Source organism: Salinispirillum marinum, assembly GCF_042650105.1.
Classification (GTDB): domain Bacteria; phylum Pseudomonadota; class Gammaproteobacteria; order Pseudomonadales; family Natronospirillaceae; genus Salinispirillum; species Salinispirillum marinum.
Genome location: NZ_JBHSAL010000002.1, coordinates 1,070,965 through 1,083,287 on the forward strand (window position 1 = coordinate 1,070,965; position 12,323 = coordinate 1,083,287).

A 12,323-nucleotide genomic window follows, 5' to 3' on the forward strand; every position below is an offset into this window, starting at 1 on the left:
GGACTGATTGTGTATGGCTTTTACTGGAGTCCGTAACTATTCGCACGCCCAACCGGATAAGACCGGTATTTTAATCACCAACTTAGGCACGCCCGATGCGCCCGAAACTGGTGCAGTGCGGCGTTACCTACGCGAGTTTTTGTCTGACCACCGGGTAGTGGAAATCCCCAAGGCCATTTGGTGGTTCATTCTGAACGGCATCATTCTGTTGCTACGGCCAGCACGTTCAGCGAAGAACTATCGTACCGTTTGGACAGAGCGCGGTTCACCGTTGCTTTACCATACGGCAGATCAATGCGCTGCCATTCGCCAGTACATGCAGGGCCGTTATGGTGATGATGTGGTGGTGGAATTTGCCATGCGCTATGGCAACCCGGCCATTACCGATGTACTGCAAAAGATGCAAGACCAAGGTGTACGCCGTTTGCTGGTATTGCCCATGTATCCTCAGTACTCAGCCACAACAACCGCCTCAACCTTCGACGCCATTGCGCACGATTTCGCGCAGCGGCGCTGGATTCCCGAACTGCGTTTTATTAATCACTACCATGATTTCCCGCCCTATATCGAAGCCATGGCAGAGCATATTGAAGCGTTTCAAAAAATCAACGGCAGCCCGGAAAAGCTGGTTTTGTCATACCATGGCATACCCAAACGCAACCTATTGGAAGGCGACCCCTACCATTGTGAATGCTACAAAACGTCGCGTTTACTGGCCGAACGCCTTGGCCTTCCACGTGAGCAAGTACTAACTACGTTTCAGTCCCGATTCGGTAAACAGGAATGGCTTAAACCTTATACGGATGCCACGATGAAGCAATTAGGGGCGGAAGGCGTGGGCTCGCTTCAGGTATTCTGCCCGGGGTTTCCAGCCGACTGTTTAGAAACCATTGAAGAAATAGCGGAAGAAAACAAACATTACTTTGAGGAAGCCGGCGGGAAGAACTTTGCCTATATTCCGGCGCTGAATGCAGAACCGCACCACATTCATGCCCTGACGGCCCTATTGGAGCAACACCTGAAAGGTTGGCACCCGTTGGGTAATAGTGACAAGGAGTTAACCGTGGCAGAAGCCAACGCAAAAGGCGCTTAGGGCCTATTGCGGAACACAAGCCACCGCTAACGCTGAAAAAATGAGGCGACGGCGGTGGCGAATTCTTTACTGCGCAGGCGTTCCTGAAAAATTTCCGCCTCGGCGTCTATCGACTTTAGCACCTCGGCATAGCCCTCACCTTTCATCAATCGCTTGGCGGCCTGCATGGCTTCTGGCGGGCGCTTCGCCAATTCCTGTGCCCAACTGCGACCGGCCTCCAAGGTGTCAGTGTCCGCCACGACCTTATTGATCAACCCAGCGGCCAGTGCCTCTTGTGCGCTGAAGCGATTACCCAACAGCAGCCATTCGGCGGCCTTAACATGGCCGACCTGGCGTGGTAACAGCAGCGACGATGCGAATTCAGGCACTAAGCCCAAGTTCACAAACGGCATTTGAAACACGGCCTGCTCGCCTGCTACGACTAAGTCGCAGTGCAACAACAGTGTGGTGCCAATGCCAATCGCACTTCCATTCACCGCCGCCACCATGGGTTTTGGAAAAACAGCAGCAGTACGTAAGAACCGTAAAACCGGTGCGTTTCGGTCTTTCATCGGGTGCGCCATAAAATCGCGCAGGTCATTGCCTGCGGTAAAACAGGCAGCATCACCCGTGAACAACACGGCTTTTATTTCTGCATCGGTCTCTGCTTGTTCTAAAGACTCTCGAAGCATGTCGTACATCGCTTCGGTAATGGCGTTTTTCTTATCCGGACGATTAAAGCGGATAACCATTACGCCATTGTCCAACAGCGTCAATACGTCACTCATGCTCATGAAGCATTAATCCTCAACTTTCCAACGCGTGGCATTTTGCTCCAACTCGCGTGCGGTGCTGCGTAAACGTTCGCTTTCCGCCGCATTCTTCTCGGCTTGTTCTTGCGAATGACGGGAACTGTCGAAAGATTGTTCCAGTACGTTTGCCAGCTTCCCGGTCATCGTACTTTGTTCATTGGATACCTGCAAAATATCCTCACTCGCCCGCACAATGGCGTCGAGTGATCCGCCAATAGTTTGTAATGCTTGCTGCGAGGCTTGTGCAGTACTCTCCAAGGTTTCCGAGCGCTCTTGTTCTGCTGACATCATGGCCTGTGCGCGCTCTGTATTGGTCAATAGGCCATCAATGATGGTTTGAATTTCGTCTGTGGCACCCCGCGAACGCTGCGCCAGGTTTCGCACTTCATCGGCTACTACAGCGAAACCACGGCCATGATCCCCCGCCCGCGCCGCTTCTATGGCCGCGTTCAGCGCCAGCAAATTGGTTTGTTCGGCTATGTTTGAAATCACATCCAGTACGTGGCGAATTTGTTCAAAGTCCTTCGCTAGGGTATTGATGGTATTGGCGGATTCACTCACGCCGCGCGCCATCTGATGCACTTCGGTAATAACTTCTTGAATGGTTTGCGTACTGGACGATATATCATCCCGCGTGTTCATGGTGACTTGCGCCGTATTCTTAGCCTGCTCCGTTACGGTGCGCGCACTGTCAACCATACCCGCTAACAGATCTTCAGCCGTTTGATTTCGTTGGTTTTGCAAGTTCAATTGCTTAAGCGTTTGTTCCGACCCTTCCGTCATCCCGGCGCAGGCGTTGCTGACCGTACTGGCCGCTTCACGGGTCAGTTTTACGGAATGCTGAATGTCTTCCAGTAATCGGTTAATCGCGGCCGAGATTTGTCCAAATTCATCGTTACCCTTTAACGGACTGCGCTGTGTTAGGTCATGATTGGCTTGAATGCCCAAAATTGCACCACGCAGCGTTGCCACCGGGCGACTGAACGAACGCGCCATCCACAGGGCGGCTACGAAGGCCAACACCAACACCAACACCACAATACCCACCGCGTAGCCAATAACTTCATTGCGTAGAGTCGTACCGGCGGCCAGTGCTTCCGTAGCGTTTAGCTCGGTGATCAATGCCCACTGCGAGCCACCAAAACTCAGCGGCTCAAACGAACCAATGACTTGGTTACCCAGGGGGTTGTTGTACAGAGCAATTCCACTGTTCCCCGCAATCGCCTGTTCGATACCGGAGCTATTCAAATTGACCAACCCGGACATGCTGTTGCGGGCAAGAATCTGTTGTTGCAAGTCGGCGTTCACTTGCAGTTGCGTCAGCGCCGTTTCCGGTGCTTCATCGAATTCGCGCTTGCTCGACAACAATAGGCCGTCTTGATTCACCAAATAGGTATCGCCGGTCTCCCCCAATCCCAGCGACGCTCGGTCGCCATTATTGGACAGGGTCGACTCCAACTGTTCCACCTGAATACGTGCGGCAAAAACACCCAACATATCGCCTGTATCGGCATCGAAAATAGGTACCGCCATAAAGGCGTTCGGCAAGCCAAAACCGGGGGTATAGGGCGCAAAATCGACAAAGGCCGGTGCGCTGCTTGCATCTAACGTTAACGCTTGGTTAAACACCTGCTCCAACCCACTGCCCTGCACGATAGGGTGTGCCATGTTGATGCCGAAATCCGGCATTTTATTCACCGAGTACACCACATCGCCATCGGTATTCAGCAGGTAGGCATCGGCAAATCCAAAGAAGTCTACGATGGCTTTGGCTTCCGGGTGAAATTCCCGGTGCGCCAATGTGTAACGCGAAGAATCACCGGGATCAATAATGTCGGCCCGTGATATCCAATCGGCATCGCCTTGGGTCAAATAGAAATATTGCAACACCAAGCGCGCTCGATCGATTTCCGTCCAGTAGGCCGCCGCATCGAAATCAGTTTCCGGTGAATACTCCCGTAAACGAGCGGCAAAACCGCTGTTCAGATAATCCACCAGCTCGGCGGTCTCGGCCGCAACATCAGGCCGTTGTCGAACGACCGCATTCAATTGATAACCACGGTAACTGGAAGCAAAGGCGGCCATGGCACGTCGGCCTTGCGAGTTCGAGGCATAACCCGCCACCTGTTGTTGTAGGGTATTGAGGAAATCACTCAAGCGTTGCGATTGTGTAGCGCCAACGAGTTGCAAGCGCAATTCGGCCTGTTCGGAAAGCAGTTGCTGACCGGCACGAATACTGGTGGAACTGATCATCACACTGGCGGCCAGGGCAGCCATCAGTGATAGGGCTAAAATTACGATGAGTAATTTTCGTTGTATGCTCATGTGTTACTACCTGCGCTGTGTGATGCTACCTGAGGCAAATCTGAGTCTTGTTCGCTCAGCTACTTTTTTACAAGCAAGAACTTAGCCAAACAGGTTGCTCTTTATAGTTATATTTTTCTCTGGAGACCTGCGTTTAACGCTTCTTACACTGATAGTAGGAAAAGAATCAACAAATCGCCATCGCACGCAGCCACCAATTGCGCAGTGTGCCGACTTTCACTTGACACGGCCAATGCCGGACACGCATAGACTATGTGAAATGTGTATAGGGTGATGTACAGCAGGCAGGTAAATTGCGGTCATGACCGGAGAGAAAAACGCCCTTCCATGGGCAACGATAGCAACATCAGAACGCCTAGAAACTCCCTGCACTGTTGACCAATGATCCAACACCACCGGTTTGCACGGCGTTGTTTGCCCCGCCTTGCCACTGAACGCCGGCCGAGGGATCAGCGTTTTCGCGCTTCACACACTTCCATTCAATGGCGGTATTGGTAGGGAGATCGTTCAGAGTAGATTGCCATGTCGGGTAGTTGGTAGCCCCGAGCAGCACGCCATTCGCGACATTCCAGCTTCCGAGTTCAGGGATATTTCCCACCACATAGACACTCTGTCCCCAATACGTTGAGCCGTTTTGGCAGGTGAAGGTGACGGATGCACCACTGCCCGAAGCAGGCGCTTTAAAGTTTTGAATGAACTGCGCGTACCGGTTGCGGCCCGTGGTATTTTCCGTGACATTGCTCACCCGCAGAACGGTCAATCCGTTGTAGCTGGTCCAAGTAAAAGCATTCTCAATGTTGTTCCAACCCGTATCGGTTTGAACGCCGCCAGCCAAGGCATTTTCACCCTTCAGATCCACACCCAGAGCACCGGCCGCATCACCGACCCAGAATACCAAGTCTTGTGCGCGTGAATACGCCAACGAACCGCCATCATAGTCCTGGTTGTTCATTTCCAATGCAGTGAAATGCAACACCACATTGCGACTTTGGTCGCTGCCTGTTTGTGTCGTGCTGATGATGCTGTTGTAGCCATGGCCGGTTGCCGGACTCGTGAGATCAACATCGGTCGGAATCAAGCCGGCCGTAATTTCCGGCACCCGGCGCACGCTGGCACTGGGGTTACCAATTTGCCAATGCAAACCAGGAATTTTCATGCCTAATTCAATGTCGTTCATTGCACCATCAAACCCGGCCATGGCCGCATTGATCATACGTGTTCCATGCCCTGTTAGAGACTCGTGATACCAGCGAATAAAGTCTCGACCATATTGGGTATACAAGTGGTCTTGGTTGTTGAAGAAGAAGTCCACATTCGAGGGCGGGTTGATCTGGCTCCACTGCGTGAGTGTTGTACCCCAAGCATTGTTCACCGCCGCCAACGAGCTGTATTGGTCTTCCGCCCAATCGCGAAAATCATTCACCGCTAAGGTGCCGTAGGCTTGCAACGTACCGCGATTCGGGTATTGAGCGCGCCAATCATAGCCATCGTGCTGATTGTAGGAGGGATAGCGCAACTCACCGGCTGGCCCCATGCTGATATTAAGCTCGATGATGTCATCGGCCAGATGCGCATAGCGCGCTTCAAATGCAGCCATGAATTCAACGTATTGGTTTAGGACATACTGGTCCGCCCACAGCGATACCGTTTCGTACGAATAATTTCCTAACTCGCTGTAGTAACGTAGGTCGTTTTCACTAATACCGGGGTTTGCATTCGCCGCTTGGCTCCAAAACCAACTGGGAATTGGGATGTTGCAGTCGTCACCGACGTTTCCACCGCACTGGTGAAACGACATAATGGGCACAATTTTCAGGCCCGCATTCAGAATGGTGGCGAACTTTTGGTCATAGTATGACCAATCAAACTGGTTGTCTCCGGCCCCTTCAACTTTACCCCACCAAACGTCTACGGAAATGCCGTCAAGACCATAACCGGCGGCCTCATTTAATTGCCATTGAAAGGCATTCCATTGGTTTTGCGTGGTGATTTCCAACGGTGCCATTGCGTTCACCGTTTGTGCTTGATCGGCCATGGCCGATAAGGAAAGAGCGAAGGCTGCGCCTGCGATGGTGAGATTGAACTTAAGCATCATGATTTACCTATGTCGTACTTATCTTGTTGTTTTTATCAGCACGACTACGGTAAATGATGGGCGATTTCAGACAAGGTTGAAGGGGGCGGGGTTTTTAATTTCGGTGGCGGTGGAAGAAAGGTGGGATTGGCCTCCACCGTAGGGGTTGAATAAAAATTGAACAACGCTCAAGAATCAGATTATTCATACTTTGTTGGGTGGAGTGTCGATTGATCGGCCATACATTTTAGGGATAGCCGTTTTAATTGGCGTAGGTGTGGGCGTAGGGATTTGCCTCAAGGCGCGACTCCCGGCCTGCCGTGGAGCGCCGGAGGCAGATCCCTGCGCCCGCACCGAGAGCCAGCCCTGAATTACGAAACCGTAAAACTGCCCGTTTTCGCATCCAAATCGGCCACCAAACCATGAATTTTACGGGTATTCTGCGCAATGGTTTGAATGGATTTCGAATCAGTATCCAACTGCTGGGCAATGCTGTCCATCTCCTGGCTCATGTGGCGAGCTGTGGCAGCGACCTCATTCACCGAGCTGGCCATCTCGGTCGATGCCTCGGAACTGGTTTGTGCATGCGCCTCAATATCGCGAATGGCTTCCTCTGCTTCAGTACTGTATTGCTCAATAACATCCAACTGCTTCAAGCCGACTTGCATGGTTTCGATAGCCGCTTTGGTCGACTGTTGAATTTTGCTGACATCTTCCTCGATTTTGCCGGTCGCACTTACCGTACGCTCCGCCAAGCTGCGCACTTCATCCGCCACCACCGAGAAACCCCGCCCGGCTTCACCTGCACGCGCCGCCTCGATCGCCGCGTTGAGCGCCAGCAAATTGGTTTGCTGCGCCAAACCGTTAATCATCAACACCACATTATCGATATTCCGCGACAGGTCACCCAAATCATCCAACCGTTTGCCGGTATCAGTTACCACGGCCACGGTCTCTTTCAGACTGTTCGACAGTGAATTGATGGTGTTGGCGCCACGGCGCGCCGACTCATAGGTTTCACGCGACTGTTCGCTCAATGTATTGGTACTGCCCGCAATGCTCTCTATGGTCATGGAAATTTCTTCGGTAGATGCCGCCAGCGAACTGGTTTGCTCGGTCACCGATTGATTACTGCGGGCCATATTCGATACCGCATTATCCAACTCGGTCACCATAGCGTTCACATCTCGCGTCACCTTTACCACGCCCCCGACCACGGCACCTAAATCCGTGGTCATGTCATTCACGCTGCTGCTCAGAGCGTCAAATTCATCATTGCGCGCGGTGTTTACGGGTAACCTTGCGGTTAAGTCACCCGCACGGACTTTATTCAAGTCGCTCATGATGTGTTGCAAGACAGATCCAACGCTCCAACCTATCCATACCATCATGCCAATCACCAAGGCGGTAATGGCTAAGCTAAACGCTATTAGCGTAGTACGAGCCTGTTGCGAACTCGCACTTGCCGCATCTTGCGCTTGCGCCACCAAGGCACGGATATGCTCGGAAGTAACATCACGCTGAGCGCCAAACTGTGCTAACGCAGAACGAAAGCTGTCCCGAGCCGAAACCACCTGCGCGCTCAAGCGGGTGTACTCGGTCACAGCGACGCGATACGCCGACACGAATTCGCCAAACCGCTCGCGCAAGTTGAGTTGATCGATGCGTTGTTCAAAATCCGCAAACCGCTCATTAAAGGTGGCTAGGTTTCCTTCGGTAGGTTCGAAGATGTAATTGCGCTCTGCCTCACGCACCGCTACGAAGGATTGGCGCACAATGGCCAGAAAAGATATACGTTGCAGCAAGTCTTGTCCCAAGGTATCAATGGTACCTTGCTGCCCCGAAGACGAGGTAAAGCCAACCCGTTGTTCCACGGTTAGCAGCGCATTGAGTTGTGTGAGGTAGTTGTCGAGCAAACGCTCGGTGTCCTGCAACAACGTTTGTGCCTGAGCATCTGTTACACGCGCTTGGTCCGCTGCAAGGTTGACCCGAAACACTTCGCCTTGGCTCGACACTTGATTTATGAAGGTGCTAACCGACTCGTCCGTTACATTGCGGAGATCATCCGACCACCCCATCAATGCCATCGAAAGGGCATCAATATGGCTATTGACACTGGTCAGCGTTTGCAATTCCTGTCGCGTATTATCGAGGGAGCGTAGCCCGGAATAGGCCACACTCGACAACACGCCGAAACCGCATACAGCAGCCACCAAAAGGAGAATTAACCGAACACGAAAACTCAAGTTAGCCAAGCGCATAAGCATCTACTCATTATTAGTGTTGCGTCAGTGCCAACCGACTCAACAGACCTTTATGGGCGATCTTACGTCTTGGCTGCTTGACTGCACGCGAGGCGTTTTACAACGATGCAGCCGACCGAGACGCTTGATCGTACAACCCCGAGAGCGCGCGCAAGGTGCTGGCGATTTCAGACAATTCAGCAGGGGCAAAACCCAATTGCTTTAAGGAACTGACCAAACAACGCTCTCGGTTTTCTTTGTACCGAAGGCAGAATTTCTCGCCTTCTTCCGTGGTGGAATAAAAAATTTCCTTACCCTGCTTTACGCCTTTCACCAAATTCTGCTTCGCTAATTTCTTCACAGAATAGGTGATGGTGTGCGTATCTTCCACGTTCAATACAAAACAAATATCCGCAATGCGCTTCGCGCGTTCCCGGTGATTAATGTTGTGCACCACGAGAACGTCCAGCGGCGCCATATCATAAGCACCACTGGATTTTGCACAGTGCATCATCCACCGGTTAAATGAGTTATTAGCAATGATTAAGCCAAACTCATATTCACTGAGTGAAGCCCCTTTCTCCGACACCAAATGCGATGACGAAACGATGGGGACCGGTGGAAGCAGTTGATCAGGCATGAACGCGTATCTCCTAATTTCGGCTCATTTCGGCCGGCAGCGCCGTCACAATCTCCGGAAACACAGTAATCAGTACGATACCCAAGCCGATGATCAGGAAGAACGGTAACGCTGCGCGGGCCACATAAAGAATGTTTTTTCCCGTGAGAGCTTGTAGCACAAATAGGTTGAACCCAACGGGTGGGGTTATCTGCGCCATCTCTACAACCAACACAATGTATATACCGAACCACAACAGATCAATCCCCGCGGCCGAAACCATCGGTAGAATAATGGACGTGGTGAGCAAAACTACTGAAATACCATCCAAGAAACAGCCAAGAATGATGAACAGAATGGTCAAATACACCAGCAGCATGATGGGTGACAAACCCAAACCATCAATCATCGACACCAGTGTCCGCGGTATGCCCAAAAACGCCATAGCAACGGTTAGGAAATGCGCCGCGATCAATATCAGTGCGATCATACACGAGGTTTTTACGGCTCCCATTAAACTATCTAGGAACGCCTTTCTGTTCAAACTGCCGGACAACGCCGCCAAGATCAGCGAGCCAAAAACCCCAACCGCTGCCGCTTCCGTCGTCGTGGCATAACCACCATAGATCGAACCCAACACAAAAGTAATTAAACCCAGGATAGGCAACAAATAACGTAAGGCAACGAACCGATCACGCCACGTAAACTGATCATCTGACTTAATTTTTCGGGCATCTTTATTGATCATTGACCAGGCTATCGTATACAACATAAACAGCCCCAGCAGCATCAAGCCAGGAATCGCTGCCGCTATAAATAAGCGCGCGATACTCACTTCTGCGGCCACCCCGTATACGATCAGGATGATACTCGGTGGAATCAACAAGCCAAGGGTTCCTGAACCTGCCAAGGTAGCAATCGACATCCGTTCACTGTAACCACGACGCTTCAACTCCGGCAGTGTCATCCGACCGATCGTCGCGGCCGTTGCAGCCGAGGAACCTGAAACCGCAGCAAACAAACCACAACTCAAGATATTCACATGCAGCAGGCTGCCTGGTAGTTTGCTTAGCCAAGGTGTTAGGCCCTTGAACAGATCTTCTGAAAGCCGGGTTCGAAACAGTATCTCACCCATCCATATAAACAGGGGCAATGCCGTCAGTGACCACTTTGATGCACTTGACCACGCACTGGACGCAAAAATCAGCCCGTATACATCCGAGCCATAAAGAATGATGCCCACTAAGGCCACCAACATCAGGGACAGCGACACCCAAAACCCAAGCGCCAACAGGCCAAGCATCAATGCCGCTAATAAAATTCCAATCGTTATGGTATCCACTACTTTTGCTCCACGGTGGTGGCGGAATCCGTCAACTGATTCAGATCTTCCATCTCATCATCCAAGCCTTGATAAGTAGGCTTGCCGTTCCGAATCGTGTGGACCAACTCGTCCAACACCGCAATATTGAAAATGACCGCACCGACCGCAACTGGTACCTGAGGAATCCAAAGATCGACCCTGACATAGCCAAGGCTCTTCTCATCAAACACCCACGACTCCCAGACCATGAAGATCAGCCAATACGACATGAACGTCGCTAAGGCCAACCCCACTACCAAAACGGCGATTTCTTGTACTTTCCGGGCCTTAGGGCTGAAATTATGAATCAGGATATTGACACGAATGTGCCCACCCACTTTTAAGGTATAAGCCAAGCCTAAGAAACTGGATGCGGCGAGAAAATACCCGGAAAAATCCTCAGTAGAGGGAACGATGATGTTAAACCAGCGTCCGATCACCTGCGCCATGATCAGCACGGCGATAGCGACGACAAAGAGCCCCGCTATGAGCCCTGAACCTAGATATAGGTTGTCTAGAAACTTGCGCATAAATACCCCCTTCGTTTATACGCTGGGCCGCAAAGTGCAACCCTGACAGTCAAAATAGGCGACCCCTTAAGAGGTCGCCCGATGCTTGGCGCATTTATCGACTGTAATACGCTTCCAGAATGCTGATGCCTTCTGCACCGGCTTTTGCAGCCCAGGTACCGCCCATTTCTTGACCAATGGCTTCCAAAGCAGACCGCAATTCGGCGGTCGGGGTTGAAATCTGCATACCCTCATCTGCTAGACGTTGGGTCGCTGTTTCTGCTTCAGCAATGGCCATTTCCCAACCGCGAGTTTCTGCAGCAGCGGCAGCTTCCAGAACCGCGGCTTGTACGTCAGCACTCAAACGGTTGAATGCACGCTCATTCACGAACACCATATTCTTTGGAATCCACGCTTGCACATCGGTGTAGTGATTGACGAAATCCCATGCCTGGCTAGATACACCTGTTGACGGCGACGTCACCATGCTGTTGATCATACCGGTACTGAATGCCGTAGGAATCTCTGGCGTTTGCACTGTCGTCGGTGACGCATTCAACAACATTGACAACTCAGTCGTCATAGGAGAATAAGCGCGCATTCTCAAGCCGCTGATATCTTCAATAGTATTGATCGGTGTTTGACTGTAGATACCCTGTGCTGGCCAAGGCACGGCAAACAAGAACCTAATACCTTCTGAAGCCAAATGCGCTTCTACGGCAGGGCGTGAAACTTCCCAAAGTGCCCGCGCAGAATCCCAGTCGCTCGCTAGGAACGGGATGTTATCAATTTCAAACACTGGGTTGGAATTACCCATGTTCGCCATGAAAAGCTCACCCGCTTGTGCCTGGCCAGTACGCACCGCACGGTGAATTTCGCCCTGTGGGAACAAGGATGCGCCGGAGTGCACGGTAATGCTCAACGCGCCATTGGTTGCATTGCTGATGTCCTCAGCAAATTGCTTGATATTAATGGTGTGATGAACGCCGTCGCCATAACCCGTCGCCAGATCCCAACGCGTCTGCGCGGAAGCGGTCGTGGTCAGTGCGGTAGCCATAACGGACGCAGCAAGTACTGCATGGATGGTCGTTTTCATTTTTCTAGCCTCTCTGTTTTTTTTATGGTGTGTATTACTTCTTTTTCTTGGTCTACACACCATAAAAGTATAGTATAAAATTTATTTGTCAATCAAACGTTAACGTTTTAACGACAAATTGATACTAAGCAAAACACAAGCCAACCTACAATATTTGTATAGATGGCACACAAAGAGAAATCAAACACTGTCAAGCAAAGAGGGCCGTGC

Annotated in this window: 9 protein-coding genes; 1 reads left to right on the forward strand and 8 read right to left on the reverse strand. The window is 51.5% G+C overall.

The annotated features are described in order from the left end of the window. The first annotated feature begins 13 nt into the window (after positions 1-13). Positions 14-1,093, forward strand: a complete 1,080-nt coding sequence (hemH, locus tag ACFOSD_RS12110) for a ferrochelatase (protein WP_380696877.1) — start codon at positions 14-16, stop codon at positions 1,091-1,093. A 26-nt stretch (positions 1,094-1,119) separates the two neighbouring features. Here hemH and ACFOSD_RS12115 read toward each other — a convergent pair whose 3' ends face one another. From ACFOSD_RS12115 to ACFOSD_RS12150, 8 genes are all read right to left on the reverse strand, one after another. After that, positions 1,120-1,866: an enoyl-CoA hydratase gene (locus tag ACFOSD_RS12115; RefSeq protein ID WP_380696879.1), complete on the reverse strand. Its 747-nt coding sequence runs from the start codon at positions 1,864-1,866 to the stop codon at positions 1,120-1,122. Between the two features lie 6 nt (positions 1,867-1,872). Next, positions 1,873-4,209 (reverse strand): methyl-accepting chemotaxis protein, encoded by a 2,337-nt coding sequence (locus ACFOSD_RS12120; protein WP_380696881.1) that lies wholly within the window; start codon positions 4,207-4,209, stop codon positions 1,873-1,875. A 355-nt stretch (positions 4,210-4,564) separates the two neighbouring features. Then, positions 4,565-6,304, reverse strand: coding sequence for a family 14 glycosylhydrolase (locus ACFOSD_RS12125; protein WP_380696883.1), 1,740 nt, complete (start codon positions 6,302-6,304; stop codon positions 4,565-4,567). Positions 6,305-6,654: 350 nt separating this feature from the next. Then, positions 6,655-8,544, reverse strand: a complete 1,890-nt coding sequence (locus ACFOSD_RS12130; protein ID WP_380696885.1) for a methyl-accepting chemotaxis protein — start codon at positions 8,542-8,544, stop codon at positions 6,655-6,657. A 100-nt stretch (positions 8,545-8,644) separates the two neighbouring features. Beyond that, complete coding sequence (locus ACFOSD_RS12135) at positions 8,645-9,166, reverse strand: winged helix DNA-binding protein (RefSeq protein WP_380696887.1); 522 nt, start codon at positions 9,164-9,166, stop codon at positions 8,645-8,647. Between the two features lie 13 nt (positions 9,167-9,179). Further along, positions 9,180-10,487 (reverse strand): TRAP transporter large permease, encoded by a 1,308-nt coding sequence (locus ACFOSD_RS12140; RefSeq protein WP_380696889.1) that lies wholly within the window; start codon positions 10,485-10,487, stop codon positions 9,180-9,182. Further along, on the reverse strand, positions 10,487-11,038 hold the full coding sequence (locus ACFOSD_RS12145) for a TRAP transporter small permease (protein WP_380696891.1): 552 nt from the start codon (positions 11,036-11,038) through the stop codon (positions 10,487-10,489). Before ACFOSD_RS12145 ends, ACFOSD_RS12140 begins: the two co-directional genes overlap by 1 nt. Before the next feature lie 94 nt (positions 11,039-11,132). Continuing rightward, positions 11,133-12,113, reverse strand: a complete 981-nt coding sequence (locus ACFOSD_RS12150; RefSeq protein WP_380696893.1) for a TRAP transporter substrate-binding protein — start codon at positions 12,111-12,113, stop codon at positions 11,133-11,135. Positions 12,114-12,323 lie beyond the last annotated feature (210 nt).